The sequence below is a fragment of the Streptomyces ovatisporus genome, from assembly GCF_042653885.1.
Classification (GTDB): domain Bacteria; phylum Actinomycetota; class Actinomycetes; order Streptomycetales; family Streptomycetaceae; genus Streptomyces; species Streptomyces ovatisporus.
On record NZ_JBHSFH010000014.1, the window covers coordinates 1 to 16,665 of the forward strand.

Here is a 16,665-nt window from a genome sequence, read left to right on the forward strand (position 1 = left end):
GCTGGGCGTAACGATGTATCTCCCACGAACAGCGACCCAGACCACCCTGCACGCCATCGCCACGCCTGGTTCTTCCCTCACCCAACGGCTCCACCATCGCTGCCTCTGCCGGCAACTCGCGGATAGCCGCAGGTTCTCTGCTCAATGCATCGGCTGTTGGTCACTGGCTCGCCTGCCACGGCTATGGGACGGCCGAACGGCCCGTCGCGCTCATCGCGTCAGGCGAGCGCTGGGCCGACGGTGGCCTGCGGCCTGCGCTGGAAGACCTTCTCGGTGCAGGCGCCATCGCCACCGTGCTCCGCGAGCAGGTCGGGGACACGCTCTCTCCCGAAGCCACCGCGGCTGCGATCGCATTCCAGGCAACGCCGGATGTCAAAGCAGCAGTCACCGCCTGTTCCTCCGGGCGAGAACTCATCGCGGGCGGATTCGCTCAGGACGTCGCCATCGCCTCCGAACTGAACCTCTGCACCACGGTTCCGTTACTCGTAGACGGAGCGTTCACCGCCGCAGGCTGACGGCGACGCGTGCCTCAGGCACCGAATGGAAGCTTGACGATAGCCACGAGTGACATCAATTCCCGCCGAGATTGATCATGAGCCCACGCTCTCAGTGACTCCCAGACTCACGTCGAAACGGCATCCACGGAAAATGACACAGCCACCGCCTGACCGCGGCAGTGCCGATGTACGTGCTGGAGGACATCTCCGAACAGATGAAGCTCGCCGAAGAGTCCTTCGCACCGTTCCGGCAGTTACCGGAGGAGGAGCGCGTGTGCGGGCCGGCCTTCGCCAGCAGCTCGGACCTCGGCGGCGCAGACGCGGACGTCATCGCCGGAGGACTACTAATCGACTGCAAGGCCACCACCCGCCCCCCAGTCGCTCCACCGGGCCGCGCGGTACAGCAGCTCGCTGGGTATCTCCTGCTCGACTACGACGACACCTACGGCATCGACCGGGTCGCCCTGTACCTCTCCCGCCAAGGCGCCCTGGTGCAGTGGACCGTGCCGGAATCCCTCACCGTTATGGGGGCTACAGCGCCACTGCCTCGACTGCGTGACCTGCTCCGAGAACACCTGCGAGGCACGCAAAGAGGGCTATGACATCGCGCCCTGAGCCGGCGGCCGCGAGCGCATGGACCGCGCCGTCCGCGTTCAAGAGGCCCCCGCCCCGCAGGTGTGTCTGTATGGCGCGCCAGGTACGAAGCGCTGCCATTCCTCAAAGGTGAGGTCGCGTCCGACCGTGGCGCAGACACGCTCAGAGGCGTGCCCGGGGTCGGTGCTCCAGAGCTGGGCGGTGTGATCGTCGCTCCCGGTGATCAGCGTGCGCCCATCGGGACTGAGGGCGAGTGTGCTCACGAGCTGCTTGTGACCGGTCAGTGTGGCCCACACGCCGCGTCGGTTGACGTCCCATAGCTCGGCCGCGTTTCCGGCGCCCGCGACCGCGAGCATGCTGCCGTCGCGGTTGAACGCCACGTCCAGCGAGGGTCCGGTCTTCCCGGCGAGAACCGTCTGGGCGGTGCGCCCGCGCACATCCCAGAGGAGCACCCGCTGGTCCTGTCCCGCAGTTGCCAGCAGACGACCGTCCGGGCTGAAGTCGAGGTCGGCGACAGGTCCGCGGTGCTGGCGGAGGACAGCGACCTGCTTGTGCTCGGAGACACTCCACAGCAGGGAGGAGTCGGCGTGGGCGGAAGCCAGCAGACGACCGTCCGGGCTGAAGGCCACGGCGTTGCCGCGAGTGCCGCTGTCGTATGTGGCGAGGCGCCTGCCACGCCGTCCGTCCCACAGCATGATCTTGCCGTCCGCGCCGACGGTCGCGACCTGGCGGCCGTCGGGGCTGAAGTCGACGCCCATGACGCGGTCGGTGTGGCCGGTGAGCCTCGTGGGAGCCTCGTCGCTGTCGACGTCCCACAGCGTGAGCGTGTGGTCTTTGGCGCCGGGCCGGTCACCGGTGCCGGTGGCCGCGGCGATCGTCTCACCGTCCGGGCTGAAGTCGATATCGTTCACCGGCCCGTTGCCCTTGGCGAGCCTCGCCTTGGGGACGCGTCGCCTCACGTCCCACACCACGATCTTCCGGTCGGCACCGGCAGTGGCGGCTGACCGTCCGTCCGGGCTGAAGTCCACGTCCATCAGACGGTCTTCGTGGGCGGAGAGGGGGATGCGCGCCGGGTCCCACAGGACGGCTTTTCCGTCCTCGCCGCCCGTGGCGAGGACGGTGCCGCGCAGGTGGAAGGCTATCGTGTAGATGTTGGTGGAGTGGCCGGTGAGAGTGGCTTTGACGGCGCGGCGCTGCGGGTCCCAGAGGATGACCGTGGCGTCGTGTCCGGCCGTGGCCAGAGTGTTTCCGTCGGGACTGAACGCCAGCGTCCGTACTTTCCCCGCGTGCTCGGTGAGGACTGCCGTGCTCTTGCGGTCGCGTACGTCCCACAGGCGTACGGTGTGGTCCTTCGCCGCGGTGGCCAGCGTACGGCCGTCGGGGCTGAATTCGACCGCGTCAGTGCTCCCGGAGTGGCCGCTCATCGCGGCCAGTTGCTTGCCGGTGTCGACCGACCACAGCCGCACCACACCGTCCTGGCCGACCGAGGCGACGGTCTGGCCGTCGGGGCTGAAGGCCACCGCGTTCACTCCGTGCGTGCTGGTACTTGAGCTGCCGCTTGAGGTGTCTCCGGGCACCTTCAGTGTGGTCCCCTCCGCTGGGTGTTCGAGGTTCCACAGCCGCACGGTGCCGTCTGCGGATCCGCTGGCGATCATGCGGTCGTCCGGGCTGAATACCACGCTGCGGACCGGGCCTGTGTGCCCGCCGAACGTGGTTGTCACATGGCGCTTCGCCTTGTCCCAGAGCACTACGCGCGTGTCATCCCCGCCCGTTACCAGCGATCGCCCGTCCTGGCTGAAGGCAACGCCCCGCAGCCAGGTGTCGTGCCCGTGCAGTACGGCGAGCCGTTTGCGCCGGGTCGAGTCCCATAGCCGCAGGGTCCTGTCGCGGCTCACTGTGGCGAGGGTGCCGTCGCGGCTGAAGGCTGCTTCGGACACCGCGTCGGAGTGCGCGTCGAGTTCGGTGCGGTAGTACTGATGCGCCGACATGGTCAACAGGGCGCCGCGTGCTTCGGGGGTCGGCGCGACGCGCCGGGCCTCCACCGCCAGCAGCATCGCGGTGTCCGGCTGAGAATCCGCCAACTCCAATGCTTGGGCGGCGAGTTGACGCGACAGCGTCTGTTCTCGTGCCGCCAGCGCCTCTTGCCGCTGCTGCACTGCGACGATGCCCGCGCCGGCCACCAGTAATAACAGCACGGCGAGAATGACAGTCAGACGGCGCAGTCGGCGTGAGCTGCGCGCGGCAGTGCGCTGTTCCTCGTCACGGGCGGCGAGCCCGGCGTCGAGAAACTCGGCCTCGATCAGCGTGAGTTCGCTACGGCGACCGGCCGCGACGAAGTGCTCTTCCGCCGCGGCGAGCCGGGCGCCCCGGTACAGCGCTCCCGGGTCCCGGTCCAAGGCTGTCCACTCGGCTGCGGCGTCCGTCAGGCGGCGGTGCAGCCGCAAGCGTTCGCGGTCCTCTTCGATCCAGTCCCGCAGCCGGGGCCAGGAGGTGATGAGTGCCTCGTGGGCGACCTCGACCGTCTCGCCGTCCACCGTGACCAGACGTGCACGCACGAGGCGCTCCAGCGCTGCGGCGGCGTCGCTGTTCTCCACCCGCCCAGCGCCCGCCCCTCCCAGGGTTTCTAACTCTGCGCGGTCGACTGAACGGCGTGTGTCCTCGGCGCCCTCCCCTGGTGTGATGAGGCGCAGCAGAATGCGGCGCACGTACGCCGCCTGGCGGGACGGCAGTTCGCCGTACGCCTCCTCCGCCGTGCGGGCGACCGCACCCCGCACGCCGCCGGCACCCTCATATCCGGCGACACTCAGCGTCCTGCCCTCACGGCGGCGCCACGTCTCTAGCAGCGCGTGCGACAGCAGCGGCAACGCGCCCGGCTCACCGGCGACCTCGTCCACGATCCGGGCTGTGAGGGCACGTTCGACGATCAGCCCCCGGGCCGCGGCGGGCTTAACGATCACTTCGCGCAACTCGGCGGACGTCATCGGCCCCACCATGAGGTGCGCCTGGCGCAACACTTCGGCGAGCGAGGGGTGTTCGGCGCAGCGTCCGTAGAAGTCGGCGCGGATCGCGGCGACGACACGCAGTCGGCTGCCCGGCTCGCGGGCGGTGAGCAGCGTGTCGATGAAGGCCGCTCGCTCGTGGGCGTCGTGGCAGAGGGTGAAGACCTCTTCTAACTGGTCCACCAAGACCCAGGTTTCTCCGGGCTCATCCCTCCCTTCCGGCGTCTCTCCGTCCGCTTCCTTTGGTCTCAGCAGCGGGCCGTAACGCATCGGATGCGCGCCCGGGGTGAAGATGCGGATCGCCGCCAGCCGCTCGCGGGGCTCCGTCGCCGCACGCAACTCGGGTATCAGACCGGCCCGTAACAGCGATGACTTGCCGCAACCCGAAGCCCCGACCAGTGTGACGAACCGGCTGGCGCGGGCGAACCGGAGCACATCTCCAACGAGTCCGCCGCGGCCGAAGAACCGTTCCGCGTCGCCGGGTTCGAAGCGGGCCAGCCCTTGATACGGCGAGTCAGCATCCTCGTCCTTCGCTGACTGCTGACGTGCGGCCAGCTCCCGCGCCTCGTCGGCCGCAGCGATCCAGCGGCTCTCCCACTCCTCGCGCTTCCCGCCGCACGCCTCGACGTACGCCAGCGCCATCGCCAGCGACGGCAGCCTCTCCCCGTCCACGGCGCGGGACAGCCCCGTCGCCGAGTACGGCACCCGTTGCGCCATCCACCGGTAGGTGGGATTGCCCGCCTCGCGACGCAGTTCGCGCATCTCCTGCGCGAACTGCTGGATGGGCCCCGCATCCGGGTCAAGCGGCTTCTCAGGTCGCCCCACAGGGATCCCCCATCCCTCGACTGGTCACCCACCACGCTATCGGCCGCCGTCCAGCAGCGTGCAAAGAACCGCTCGGCCGAATGAATTGATGAGGACGGCGGAGACGGGCTGCTCATCAACTACGTGGCGGCTTCACTCCTGAGCTGTGCCCGAACAACAGGCCAAAGCGGGGCACCCATCCGAGAAAGCGAGATACACAGTGAAACCAGGAACGACGCGCACTGCCCGGTCACGGGCGGGGGGGCGTAGCGCTCGCCGCAGCGACGATGGCGCCCACTCCGTCGCTGGCAACAGCCGCCACTCCATGGATCTCCACATCCTCCGACGGGCAACGTGCGGGCCATTTCTGGGTGAGTGGACCGGAGTCAAGCGTTCAGCACAATCAGCAACCTCTCCCACCTGTCCGCTTATGACCCATTTAACAGAGTTTGAAACTTTGGCTGCCCTAGCACCACACTGCCATTTGCATTCGACCCCAGGGGGATCATGAAAGCCCGCAAGACGCTCATTGCTTTGTGCGTCATTTCTTCGTTCGCCGCAGGCGGAACAACAATTGCTGGTGCGGAGCCCAACCCTGGCGCCAGCCCTCGCACAGAACAAACCAGTTCTACTGGTACGACTAATCGCACCCCTGACAGTCAGGCAAGCAACGATCCGGTCATCGCCACATACAAGGGTAGGAAGATCAATCTTTCCCTCACTTGGGGCCACGCAACGGTCTGCTCCGAGTACCCTGACCTGTCAGTGAAGTGCTTCGACAACGACAGTCAAGCACGGGCGGACTTGGCAGCCTACAAGAAGCACCATCCGAGTGCGTTCCCAGCCGTTCCTAAACACCCTGCTGGCATTCGTCCGAAGGCCGCCGGCATCGGCAATCACGCGGGCGCCAAATCGCAGACTGCGACTGCTCCCGACTCCTGCGCGTACGGTTGGGTGTGCATCTATCAGCACGACACCTGGAACGAGAACAACGACGGCCGCAAGCTGCAATGGTCCGCGGAGGGAAAGAAGACTCTCGGCAAATACGGATTCCGCGATGAAACCTCATCAACGTGCAACAACAATGAGATAGGAGGAATGGATCTAATCGACTACAGGAACAACCTGCCCGATCCGCGAGTTCCTACGCAACTAAGAACGTGCATCGAAGACCTAGAGGACGTTGACTACCCTGGTTGGGGTACCGGGTCGTGGGGCGACCGCGCTGACGCGGTCGAGTTCTGATTTCCGCCGCACCATGCAACGTCCACGGAACTCTCCAGCCAGAGAGCAGACACGTGGTCTCCAGCGCTACTGCGGACTTCTCGCACGGGGTGCGGCAGTTCGCCGACTTGCTGGCGGGGCGGGCACATCCACCGCACGGGGGAGGCCTGCCGCTGGCGGCGAGGCGATCGATATCGCACGGACAAGACCTGACCATCGCCACGGGCTGACGGGATGACAGGAGGGGGTCTCCGCAGCCCGAACGGGGGGGGGAGCGAGCGGCCCTCGCTGACCAACAACTGGTCAGCGAGGGCCGTCTCGATGAGAAGCGGGACGAATCTCAGGTGCAGGCGCTGAGCCGGCCGCCCTCCACGGCGAAGACGAACAAGGCCCAGCCGTCAGCCGCGAACGCGAGCAGGCTCTCCGGCGAGGCTGCCTCGCCTGCGGGCGACGGGACGCCGCTGCCGCGTATCACGCGGATAGACGGAGGCGAGCCGGCGTGGGCCCGCGTGTACCCCATGCGCATCCTGGCCTCCCGGACGCGAGGAGTTCGAGGGAGATTGTGACAGTTCCCGCTCCGACGCCTCCAGGGCCGCTTTCCTGCCCGCTCCCGGGCGGGATGCGCGGCTGCAGCGCTACAGGCGCGGGACCCGTACGTCCCGTCGTTCAACCGGGGCGTGAAGCCCCGCCTCCTCCCATCTCGCGCCGAATAGCGCTACCAGGTGTGCGGTCGGTAGCTACCGGGATGGGACCCCGCCAACCTGCTTCACCACAGCGTCGACGGTCACCCGCACGGGATCGGTGGCCACTCGCTGCGATAGCTGCCGCTTCGCGGGCGTTCGTCCTCCGTCGCTGGCCGGGAGAGTCCGAGCTTCTCGCTAAGGCCGTCGAGGTGGGCGGCCTGGGACAGCCTGCCAGTCGCTCTCCCCGGTCGGCGGATCGCGTCTGGGCATGGTCGGCTGCTACGGCGTCCTTCCCCGAACACGCCCGGCAAGCTGCCTTCGCGGGAGCCGCCATGTATCTCTGCCTCAGCGCGTTCGCGACGGGAGTCAGGCGAAAGGCCCACAGCTACCTCGCGGCCCGAGTCCTGGAGAACACCGTCTACACGGCCTTCGTCAACCCGCTCGGCCGAGCCCCCGCACCGCGACGGCGAGCTCCCCGCGACGGCGGCACGGCGGTCTACGGCCCGGACGGCAGACAGCACCGCCCTCGAGCATTCCGCGAAGGGACGCGAGACCTGACCGCCGTGAACCTCGGCTCCCCGCGGGGTCAGGTTCCCGCCGGGAACTCGCCTTCAGTGATGAACCATTCGCGGTTGATCGGCGGGAAGTCGATGTGCTTCGACGGGCGGTTGCCGATGATCACGAACGGCAGCTGCGCGAACAGCGAGCTCTCGAGGGTCAGTCCCCCGTACAGCTTCCACTGGCCGCTGCCTTGGGCGTCCGGTTCGTCGGTGTACTCGCCTGTCGCCCGCAGGTACGGTCCGATGAAGGCGACGACGCCCACAGTGTCGTAGAGGCTGACGTTCGCCTCGGGACCGACCGTCGTGCGCAGTTCGCCCTTGCCGGAGACGTCGACCTTGCCGCCCGGAAGCGTCTCGCCGTCCGCGTGGCTCTCCGGCTCCCAGCCCGACGCCTCCGAGTACCGCGTGCCCACCTTCACCGATCCGGCCGCGTCCTGGTCGACGTCGACCTGTACTTGGCCGTTCGCCTTCACCTTCGCCACCAAGCTCAGCTTCACCGTGACGACGACCGGCACCGGGCCGACCATGATCACGGGATGGGCCGTCGCCTCGGCCAGTGGGAGACGCCGGTCGACGTCGGCTTCGACGGTGCCCTTCACGCGCCAACTGGCCTTGTAGTCCGCGCCGATGCCGACGGACGCGGTGACGTCGGCCGGGTCGTCCGACCCGTTCCCGTCGTAGGAGAAGTCGACCTCGGGTGAGACCTCCAGGGAGCCGTCCAGCACGGAACCGGGGGTCTGCCCCTCATCGGGGGCGGGGAGCTCGGTGCCGAAGTCGAAACGCAGGTCGCTGCTTCTGGTGCCCGCGCCGAGCGATTCCTTGTCCGGCCCGGTCGTTCCCCGTGAGCTCTTCGCCCCGCTCCTTGCCACCTCGAGCCCCTGCACCTGCGGGTCGATCTTCCAGGCCGAGGACGAGACGGGGACCTTGCCGTCGGCCTTCGCCCCGCCGAGAACCTCCCCCAAGTTGGCGCGGGACGTGCGAAGTTCGGCCATGCCGCTCGCCTGGGACCGCACCTGCCTGACCTTGACGAGTGCACCCTCGGGTGCCGCCTTCGTGGGCGGACTGGCGATCACGTCACCCTTGCGGACGTCGATGCCTTCGGTGCTACCGCCCCGGTCCTTCTGGCTGAGAACGGCCCGGCCGGCCTCGGCGTCGTAGGAGGAGAGCGTGACGTCCGCGTCCTTGAGGGTGTTCGGCCCGCGACGGTCCGAGGGACGGCTGATCCTCGCGGAGTCGGACCGGGCTCGCTTGACGGTGAGTTCGGAGCCCGGGTCTCGGCTGCCGTCCGCGGAGGCGCCGCCGGGGCCGGCGGCCTCAGGGGTACCGAACGCGCTCGGAACCGCAATGCCAGCCGCCAGCAGGCCGGATATGCAGATCACGGAGAACCAGGCGCGGCCAGTAACACGCTTCACGTGGAACCTCTTCGCTCGCGCGGGCACACGGCCCGTGGGGGTGGGGGGCGCCACAAGCTACTCCTCGGTTACCCGGGTTCCAAGCGCGCGGCGAATACCTGTCACGATCCGAGCATTTGCGCGCCAACCTGGCCTGCCAACCGGGCCTGTTCCGGTGCCATGTGCACCTGCTGCCGGGATGGGCGCCGTTCGGGAAGGTGAAGGTCTCCCCCGCTGCGACGATCTTGTGGAAGAAGGGCCAGATGGCGGGCCAATCCTCGGTACCGGGAACCCGCCCGGCGTCCGCCGGAAGGCCGGTCCTGGCCTTCCGGCGGGCTCCCGTGACGGCACGACTCGTATGCGGAGACGTCAGACCGTGCCCGGCTCGGGGGATGTGACGCGGAAGAGGAAGGACAGGACGGCGGCGTTCTCCCGGACGCGGGCGAGGGCCTGCTCGGCGTCCGGTGCCGACGCGCGGGCTCGTGCGATACGGGCGAAGGAACCCTGGCCCGAGAGCTCCTCCCCCGGCGCCAGCAGCACGGTCACGCCCGCGTCAAGGTCGTCGGCCTCCACGCCGTCCGCGAGTCAACGTGGGTTCCCGACGCCTCAGGGGCCGTATACCAGATCGCCTCACAGCGCGGTTCGGCGTCCGCCTCCAGGACGGCGCGGATGTCCGGGAGGACCTTCTCGCCGAAGGCCCGCCGGGTCCGGAAGTCGATCATGTCGACGCCCACCGCGTCCTTGACCGGGTTGAAGATCTCGTCGCCGCCCACGCGCAGGTGGGTCTCGATGACCCGCGGCCCGTCGGCGGTCAGTACGACCTCGGTATGCGTGGGGCCGAACTCCACGCCCAGGGCGTCCAGGACGCGCCGTGCGTGGCCCTCGATCGCCTCCTCGACGTCCGCGTCCAGGGGCGTCGGCAGGACGTGGCCCGGCTCCACCATGTTGACGGGGTCCGAGTACTTGCGCGTGACGGCGAGGACGACGTGCCCGGCCGCCTCGGAGAACGCCTCGACGCTGAACTGCGGCCCCTCGTGGTACTGCTCCGCCAGCACCCCGAGCCGGGCGATGCCCGGGAAGTCTCCCGCACCGGTGCGGTAGGCGGCTGCCGCTTCCTTCGGCGAGCGGACGACAGTGACACCGGAACTCGCGGTGCCCGCCGGGGGCTTGACGATGAACGGGTACCCCGCCTCCTCGCCGATCGCCAGCAGGTCCGCCTCGTTGAACGCGCGTCCCGCCTTCGTGTCGTCCACTCCCGCCTCGCGCAGCCGCTCGCGCATGGCGTGCTTGTCCTGCACGAGACGTACGGTCTCCGGGCTGTGGGTGGCGACGCCGAGCGCCTCGCCGACGGCCGCCGCACGGTCCTGGTCGTGCTCCCAGAACGTGGTGATCCGGGTCACCGGCTCCAGCGCGTGAACGGCCCGCGCCAAGGCGACGACCTCCTCGACGGGGGTGTCCTGACGCACCGCCAGCACCCGCTGGTAGTCACCGCACTCGGTGATGCGGGCCAGGTACTCGGGCCGGCAGATCACCGAGATCCGCACCAACTCGTCGAGGGCGCGCAGCCGCGCGGCGTACTCCAGCCGCGGGCCGATCGCGAACATCAGGTAGTGGTCCGGCTGCGCTTCGGGTCCAGGTCTGCCGTGGGAGGGCCTTTCGTCGGGTCGGGAGGACGGGGACGGGTGCGGGCCATGAGGCGGAGAGCCGCTGTCGCGGGCGGGCGGAGCGAAGGACTTGACCGTGGCGGTCCGGAAGTGCGGGACGGCGTCCGGCACTTCCGCGACGTCGCGGAGATCCGGAAGAGAGGCCTTAGGGCACGTCGTTCGGGCCGGCTCACCCTCCCCAGCCGCTCCGCTACCTCCAGGGGAGGGTGAGCCAGGGACTCTCCGGATGCGACTCCAGCACCCGGTACGCGTCCAGCATCTCCGTGTACCAGTTGCCGAAGCGCTCCTCGTCGAAGTGGAGGCAGCGGCCGAGAACGTATCCGGACGCGAAGTCCTTCCAGGAGTGGTAAGTGACCTGGCTGACGCGGGAGGTTCGGATCACCGCCTGCTCCGCCTCCGCGATGTCGCAGAAGCGGGTGCTGACACCCCAGCGGGCCATGCTGGCGGCGCGTCCGTAGTCCCAAGCCAGGACGGAGCGGACCTGGTCGTCGGCCCCGAGGACGCCGTCGGCGCGGAACCGGGCCTCGTAGCGGGTGATACGGCCGATGAGCTGCTTCACGCCTGCGATCTCGGCCTCCGAAGCCCCTTCCCCTGACTCGGCGGCGACGGCCCGCAGTTGACGCTCGGCGGCGTCCCGCCAGAGCGCCACGTCGACCTGGCCTCCGAACTGCCGGGCAAGGGACCTGCGGACGTCCAGCACGAACTCCCAGGCACCGCTGACGCCTCGGCCGTTGAGGAGGTTTTCCTGGGTCTTCTGCCAGCTCTGCCGGTCCGTCACCCCCCACCCGTCCTCCAGGGTCTGCCGCTCCGCGAAGTAGCCTCCTCCGTGGTAGCCCATCGCGTTCCACAGTGAACCGTTGAGGACGCTCATCAGCGCGCCGCAGCCGAGGCCGTGGGCGACCGGCCCCTGAAGCACGCCGCCCACCCTGAGTGTGCGCAGCTTTCCCAGGTTCCCGTTCGGTCCCTTGCCCCGGCCGGCGTGCCATTTCCACAGAGCGGGATTCGGCGGGAAGTACGCCTCCAGCGGAGTGCCGGGATTGACGGCCAGCCATTCGGTGTTGTCCTCCCACAACTTGGCGACCGCGTCCAGGGAGAGGAGGATGAAGACGGGGTCGGGTGACGGGGCGGGCAACACGCCCTCGGTCACGACGACTTCGCACCACTGCCCGACGACGGGGCTCCAGAAGGGCTGAGCAGGAGGGCCGCCGTCCAGCCCGTCGGCCTGGAGCCGGGACATCGACATGAACAGTTCGCTTTCGGCGAGCACATCGAAGTAGGCGGCCCAGTCGCCGCGCATCTTCGCCTCGTACAGCCGCTGCTCCTGCTCTGTCGGTGCCTGCCAAGCCCCTGAGTTGGGCGGGGCGACCGCCGCCTGCCCGTTCCACGTCTCCATGTGCTCAGACCTTACAAACGCCGCCGGGCCGGTCTGCTCGCCGGTCCGGCGGCGGAGGATTCAAGCGGCCACCCGGGCTGCCTCGCAGCCCCGGGCGCCCACCGTCAGGCCGTCGGGTCGGGCATGAACTCGCGGACCTGCTGAGGACAGCGGCAGGCCCGGGCGATCCTGGCGGCCCACTTCACCGCGTCGTCGCGGGAGGCCACGTCGACGACCGCCAATCCGCCGAGGTGCCCCGTGCCGTCCCCCTTCGGGCCGTCGCTCACCGAACCGTCGGTGCCCACCACGCTCGCCTCCCCGTGGTCCTTCAGCCCGCCGCCGAACACCCACACGCCGGCGTCCCTGGCTTCCTGCTCCACCGCGTGCGCGGCCTTCGCCACTTCGAGCAGCTCCCCTTCGGGGAGGGTCATCGCCGCCTCGTCGAACGAGATCAGGTACTGCGTCATCTCTTCACTCCTTGTCCCGGCTGCTCCCCCGTCGGCCACTTCCCGCCTGCGCCCCGGAGACCTGGCTCCGCGTCCGGCAGGGCTGTCCGCAAGCCTCGCGGCCGGGGCCAAAGGGACGCTAAACGACGCCGCTTGCGCCGCCCGGGCTCCGCCGCGCCAGCAAATGCCGTCCGTGTCCGTGAGTGGAGTGTTGCGCGTCCTCTTCGCTCCGGCACGGCCGGTTGCACGCGGGAAGCTCCGGCACGGCCGGTCGCACGCGGGAAGAAGGGCGCCTGGGCAGACTTGCCAATGACGCACGGACAGTTCGTCAACCTCGCGGTCGCGCCGGGGTCATCGACACACCAGCACCCCGGCTCTCACCGACGGGCGCCTTCCCCGCTCTCACAAGTAGCGCTTGCCCGAACGGTCTTCCCGGAGCGGGATCAGGGCGGTGAGAGCCGAACTGGCATGGCGCAGATCTTCGGGGACGGACTCCGCTGATCCCGCGCCGCGGCGGCGATACGGCGTCGTGCGGAGGCCCGTCGGGATACGCAGAGTTCTGTGCAGCCCGACGGCTCTGATCAGATCGCACAGGAACAACCCGTGTGCGTCGACGTCACGGTGACCGGACCCGATCGCCCGGATGTCCGTGATCAGGGCGTCACGGACCGCCTGGTCCGGCAAGCAGCGCTCTCCCGTGAGGCAACGGGAGCGCCGACGGAGCACGCCCCGGTCCGTGAGCACTCTCCTGTGCGCCCGGAAGGCTTCACGGCGCCTCCGGAGCCACTGCTGGACGTTGACGCGCCCCTCTTCGGAGACCGGGGAGCGGGACAGGCCGGCCAGCACCTCGTCGGCCCACGGCAATCCGGTGGCGGTGGTGTCGAGCAGTTCGATCGAGGCACGGTGCGTCAGTTGGGCCCTGAGACCGAGCACGGTGGAGTTCCACGGCCGCACGAGGATCTTGCGCCGCACCGCGAGTTCGCCGAGTTCGGCCGCCGCGCAGCCGACGGCGGCCCGGCGGGGGCCGTGGATCTTCCCCGAGGGGAGGTGCGACAGCAGAACGAACTCCTCGGGAAGGGACAAGAGTTGAGGCTGTGTCGCGGCCATGGCCCTCCTCGGTAGACCCGTCCACTCTAGGTGGACGGTGAACAGGCACCGCCCGTATCAGTCACGGCGAACCGGCGGCTGCTGTCGTGATGCGGTCACCGCTTGTCGAGCTGCGATGTCTCGCCATGGGATCGATGACGTTCCGGTGCTTCCCCTCGACGAGCCGGTACGGGCGGGCGGTTCAGTGGCCGAGGCGGGCCAGCGCCTGAGCGGGGTAGCGTCCGCCGGTCACGGCCTGCGGTGGCACCGCCTCGCGCAGGAGAGCAACCTGAGCCGGAGTGAGCGTCACGTCCGCCGCTTCGCAGTTCTCCTCCAGGTACCGCCGGCGCTTGGTCCCCGGAATGGGAACGATGTCCTCGCCTTGGGCGAGGAGCCAGGACAGGGCTGCCTGGGCGGGCGTGCAGCCGATTTGTTCGGCGACGTCCCGCACGGCTTCCACCAGCGCGAGGTTGGCGTCGATGTTCTCCTCGGCGAAGCGCGGCCACCTTCGGCGGTTGTCCTCTTCGGACAGAGCCTCGCGGGAGTGCAGCATGCCCCCGAGCATGCCTCGGCCGAGCGGTGAGTACGCCACGACGGCGACACCGAGTTCGCGGCAGGTGGCGAGCATCTCGCCCTCCACCACGTCCCTGGTGAAGAGCGAGTACTCGAGCTGGATCGCGGTGATCGGGTGCACGGCATGCGCCCGGCGCAGGGTCTGGGGGCTGACCTCGGAGAGTCCGAGGAAGCGGACCTTTCCGGCGTCGACGAGCGCCGCCATGGCACCCACGGTCTCCTCGACGGGTACGGCCGGGTCACGGCGGTGCATGTAGTACAGGTCGATGTGTTCCGTCCCGAGCCTGGCCAGCGAGGCGTCGCAGGCCTCCGGTACGTACTCGGCAGAGGTGTCGACCTCGTCCACCCTCCCCGTCGTGGCGCCCCGCTTCAGTGCGAACTTGGTGGAGAGGAAGACGGCGTCGCGGTCTCGACGGCTCAGCCAGCGGCCGATGAGCTCCTCGTTCGCGCCGAGGCCGTAGACGTCCGCCGTGTCGAGGAGGTTGACGCCCAGCTCGGCGGCCCGGTCGAGGGTGGCGAGACTCTCCTGCTCGTCAGCAGGACCGTAGGCGATGGACATCCCCATGCAGCCGAGTCCCACAGCGGATACCTGCACGGCGGGATCGCCGAACGGACGGAACTTCATCGCTTGTCCCCCTCTGGTCAGTGCAACCCCCTAACCATGGACGCGGGTTCGGCATTCCCTGCCGTGAAGGCAGAGAGCGGGGCCCGTCTCCCAGGTCCCGCTCTCTGTCGTCGTGGTGGCAGGCGCGCGCGCCCGCACTCAAGGGCTCAACGCGCCTGCGGTGCGGCCGACTTGCTCACGCGCTCACCGCCGCCTTCCTCCCCGCAGGATCAGCGGAGGGCCTTGGTGTCGGTGGCCGGAGGCAGCTTCGCGGCGGGCGGAACGGTACGGCCCGCGGGGTCCGAGCAGCCGGCGATGGTGCCCTGGGGCACGCAGTTGTCCGGCCTGTTGCGGACGACTCGGCTGTCGGTGAGCGTGACCTGGCCGTCGGCCTCGTTGATGATGCCGCCGCCGGTGGTGATGGCCGTGTTGCGGGTGACGAGGCTCCGGACCAGCGTCGCCGTGCTGCCGTTGTTCGACATGCCCCCGCCGGACACGGCGATGTTGTCCCGCACCTCGGTCGACTTCAGGCGCAGGGTGGCGCCGAGCGTCTGGCGGATGCCGCCGCCCTCGAGTGCGGTGTTACCCCTGACCGACACGTGGTGCAGGTACGCGGTCCCTGAGATGTTCTCCAGGCCGCCGCCGTTGTTGAGGGCGCGGTTGTCGCGGAGCGACCCGCCGGTCATCTTCATCGTGCCCTCGCCCGTGTTGAAGACCCCGGCTCCCCAGGCGTCCGTGGTGTTGCGCTCGACGGTGCTGCGGTCGAGGTTGAGCTTGCCGCCGGTGTTGTAGAGGCCCCCGCCCATCTCGGCGTGGTTGCCCCTGACCGTCGTGCGGTTCAGGTTCAGGGTGCCGTCCTCGTTGGCGACGCCTCCGCCGTTGTCGTCGGCGAGCGAACCGCCGCTGATCCTGAGGGAGTTCAGGGTCAGCGTGCCGCCGGAGACCACGTGGAGGACGCGGAAGTCCTGGGTGGCGTTCGGGGCGCGCCGGATCGTGGTGTCGCGGCCGGTCAGCGCCACGTTCCCGGTGATCTCCGGGAGGCCGTCGTCCGCGTTGTCGGGGGCGGTCAGGGTGTAGGTGCAGCGGGAGGCGAGGGTGATCCGGCCGCCGCTGGTGTTCGCCTGATTGATAGCGGCCTTCAGCGCGGGGATGTCGTTGCAGGGGACGCGGGTGGTCGGCGACTGCGCGAACGCCTGTCCGGCGGGCAGGAGGGTCAGGCACAGGCCGAGGCCCGTGACTGCGGTGAGAGTGGTGCGTCTGAGCGTGTCAGTCATGCGGCTTCCCTTGGCTGTGGGGTGTGCACGGGTACGCGGGTCACGCGATGCGGCAGCACCCGGTCCACGGGCAGCCTTCGACCTGAGCGCCGCTGATCACCACTCAGAGATATGCGAAGTGCGCATTGCGCGCATGTCGGGATCGGCCGTTCAGCGCCCGGGCGTTACTCCACGTCCGTCGTGTGCTGTCCCGTCGCGTGCCGTCCCGTCATGTTCCGCAGCGCCGCCGAAACATGCCGGCGCGCCGTCCCGGAGACCGGGACGGCGCGAGGCGGCTCCGCGGCAGACGGGGGCTGCTCCGGGAAGCGTGAGCCGGGCCGGCCGCGGTCCCGTCCGTTCGCCCCGTCCCTTCGCCCGGTCCGCTCGTCCCGTCAGCCGGACGCGGCGAGCCGGGCCTTGCGGCGGCGGCCCAGCCAGGTCTGCACGACCACGACCACCACGAGGAACGCGCCGCTGGCGACCTGCTGGTACGCGGAGTCGAGCGAGCCGATCTGGTTGATGATGTTCTGAATGACCTTCAGCAGCAGCACCCCGACGAGGGAGCCGCTCACGTAGCCCAGCCCGCCCGTCAGCAGCGTGCCGCCGATGACGACGGCGGAGATCGCCTCCAGTTCCATCCCTGGCCCAGGATGGTCACCCCGGAGGCCAGCCATGCGGCGTTGAGCGCCCCGGCCAGTCCGGCGAGCAGACCGGACATCGCGTACTCCGTCACCATGCGGCTCACCGAGGTGCCCATGAGCGAGGCAGCGTCCTCGTTGCCGCCGACCGCGTAGACCTGCTGGCCGAAACGCGTACGGCGCAGGAGGAGACCGCCGAGCAGGAACAGGGCGAGCGTGATCCACACCGGTGCTCCGATGCCGAGCAGTTTGCCGCGCCGTGCGGGAGACGCCCACC

General features: G+C 69.2%; 13 protein-coding genes and 1 pseudogene. 3 read left to right on the plus strand and 11 right to left on the minus strand.

The window, feature by feature from the left end:
* Positions 1-65: 65 nt before the first annotated feature.
* Together ACFPA8_RS23370 and ACFPA8_RS23375 are read left to right on the plus strand one after the other, a co-directional pair.
* Positions 66-515 carry a 2-phosphosulfolactate phosphatase gene (locus ACFPA8_RS23370; protein ID WP_386451753.1) on the plus strand — a complete coding sequence of 150 codons (450 nt, stop codon included), beginning with the start codon at positions 66-68 and terminating at the stop codon, positions 513-515.
* Positions 516-676: 161 nt separating this feature from the next.
* Entirely contained in the window at positions 677-1,099 is a 423-nt protein-coding gene (locus tag ACFPA8_RS23375; protein WP_386451535.1) for a hypothetical protein, read from the plus strand.
* Positions 1,100-1,150: 51 nt separating this feature from the next.
* Here the strand turns inward: ACFPA8_RS23375 and ACFPA8_RS23380 are convergent, their stop codons facing one another.
* On the minus strand, positions 1,151-4,915 hold the full coding sequence (locus tag ACFPA8_RS23380; RefSeq protein WP_386451537.1) for an nSTAND1 domain-containing NTPase: 3,765 nt from the start codon (positions 4,913-4,915) through the stop codon (positions 1,151-1,153).
* Positions 4,916-5,401: 486 nt separating this feature from the next.
* On the opposite strand from ACFPA8_RS23380, the gene ACFPA8_RS23385 reads away from it, so the two are divergent.
* Positions 5,402-6,139, plus strand: coding sequence for a hypothetical protein (locus ACFPA8_RS23385; RefSeq protein ID WP_386451538.1), 738 nt, complete (start codon positions 5,402-5,404; stop codon positions 6,137-6,139).
* Positions 6,140-6,458: 319 nt separating this feature from the next.
* On the opposite strand, the gene ACFPA8_RS23390 is transcribed toward ACFPA8_RS23385, so the two are convergent.
* The 10 genes and pseudogenes from ACFPA8_RS23390 to ACFPA8_RS23435 all read right to left on the minus strand — a co-directional run.
* Positions 6,459-6,638 carry a hypothetical protein gene (locus tag ACFPA8_RS23390; protein WP_386451540.1) on the minus strand — a complete coding sequence of 60 codons (180 nt, stop codon included), beginning with the start codon at positions 6,636-6,638 and terminating at the stop codon, positions 6,459-6,461.
* Positions 6,639-7,387: 749 nt separating this feature from the next.
* Positions 7,388-8,773 carry a hypothetical protein gene (locus ACFPA8_RS23395; RefSeq protein ID WP_386451542.1) on the minus strand — a complete coding sequence of 462 codons (1,386 nt, stop codon included), beginning with the start codon at positions 8,771-8,773 and terminating at the stop codon, positions 7,388-7,390.
* Between the two features lie 348 nt (positions 8,774-9,121).
* Positions 9,122-9,325 carry a hypothetical protein gene (locus tag ACFPA8_RS23400; RefSeq protein WP_386451544.1) on the minus strand — a complete coding sequence of 68 codons (204 nt, stop codon included), beginning with the start codon at positions 9,323-9,325 and terminating at the stop codon, positions 9,122-9,124.
* Positions 9,295-10,356, minus strand: coding sequence for an ATP-grasp domain-containing protein (locus tag ACFPA8_RS23405; protein WP_386451546.1), 1,062 nt, complete (start codon positions 10,354-10,356; stop codon positions 9,295-9,297). Before ACFPA8_RS23405 ends, ACFPA8_RS23400 begins: the two co-directional genes overlap by 31 nt.
* 250 nt (positions 10,357-10,606) lie before the next feature.
* A complete protein-coding gene (locus ACFPA8_RS23410; protein ID WP_386451548.1) occupies positions 10,607-11,809 on the minus strand; it encodes a DUF1266 domain-containing protein in 1,203 nt (400 codons plus the stop codon).
* Between the two features lie 104 nt (positions 11,810-11,913).
* Positions 11,914-12,255, minus strand: a complete 342-nt coding sequence (locus tag ACFPA8_RS23415) for a YciI family protein (RefSeq protein ID WP_386451549.1) — start codon at positions 12,253-12,255, stop codon at positions 11,914-11,916.
* Between the two features lie 381 nt (positions 12,256-12,636).
* Positions 12,637-13,341, minus strand: a complete 705-nt coding sequence (locus tag ACFPA8_RS23420) for a GPP34 family phosphoprotein (protein ID WP_386451551.1) — start codon at positions 13,339-13,341, stop codon at positions 12,637-12,639.
* A 181-nt stretch (positions 13,342-13,522) separates the two neighbouring features.
* Positions 13,523-14,518 (minus strand): aldo/keto reductase, encoded by a 996-nt coding sequence (locus ACFPA8_RS23425; RefSeq protein ID WP_386451552.1) that lies wholly within the window; start codon positions 14,516-14,518, stop codon positions 13,523-13,525.
* Positions 14,519-14,727: 209 nt separating this feature from the next.
* Positions 14,728-15,771 carry a hypothetical protein gene (locus ACFPA8_RS23430; protein ID WP_386451554.1) on the minus strand — a complete coding sequence of 348 codons (1,044 nt, stop codon included), beginning with the start codon at positions 15,769-15,771 and terminating at the stop codon, positions 14,728-14,730.
* Between the two features lie 371 nt (positions 15,772-16,142).
* Positions 16,143-16,645 (minus strand): annotated as a pseudogene (locus tag ACFPA8_RS23435) (ABC transporter permease); the annotation flags it as partial.
* Between the last annotated feature and the right edge of the window lie 20 nt (positions 16,646-16,665).

Excerpts from the sequence above, each read along its gene's own strand:
- ACFPA8_RS23385 (WP_386451538.1), top strand. The coding sequence starts at position 5,402 with ATGAAAGCCCGCAAGACGCTCATTGCTTTGTGCGTCATTTCTTCGTTC.
- ACFPA8_RS23390 (WP_386451540.1), bottom strand. The coding sequence starts at position 6,638 with ATGGGGTACACGCGGGCCCACGCCGGCTCGCCTCCGTCTATCCGCGTG.
- ACFPA8_RS23405 (WP_386451546.1), bottom strand. The coding sequence starts at position 10,356 with ATGTTCGCGATCGGCCCGCGGCTGGAGTACGCCGCGCGGCTGCGCGCC.
- ACFPA8_RS23410 (WP_386451548.1), bottom strand. The coding sequence starts at position 11,809 with ATGGAGACGTGGAACGGGCAGGCGGCGGTCGCCCCGCCCAACTCAGGG.
- ACFPA8_RS23415 (WP_386451549.1), bottom strand. The coding sequence starts at position 12,255 with ATGACGCAGTACCTGATCTCGTTCGACGAGGCGGCGATGACCCTCCCC.
- ACFPA8_RS23420 (WP_386451551.1), bottom strand. The coding sequence starts at position 13,341 with ATGGCCGCGACACAGCCTCAACTCTTGTCCCTTCCCGAGGAGTTCGTT.
- ACFPA8_RS23425 (WP_386451552.1), bottom strand. The coding sequence starts at position 14,518 with ATGAAGTTCCGTCCGTTCGGCGATCCCGCCGTGCAGGTATCCGCTGTG.
- ACFPA8_RS23430 (WP_386451554.1), bottom strand. The coding sequence starts at position 15,771 with ATGACTGACACGCTCAGACGCACCACTCTCACCGCAGTCACGGGCCTC.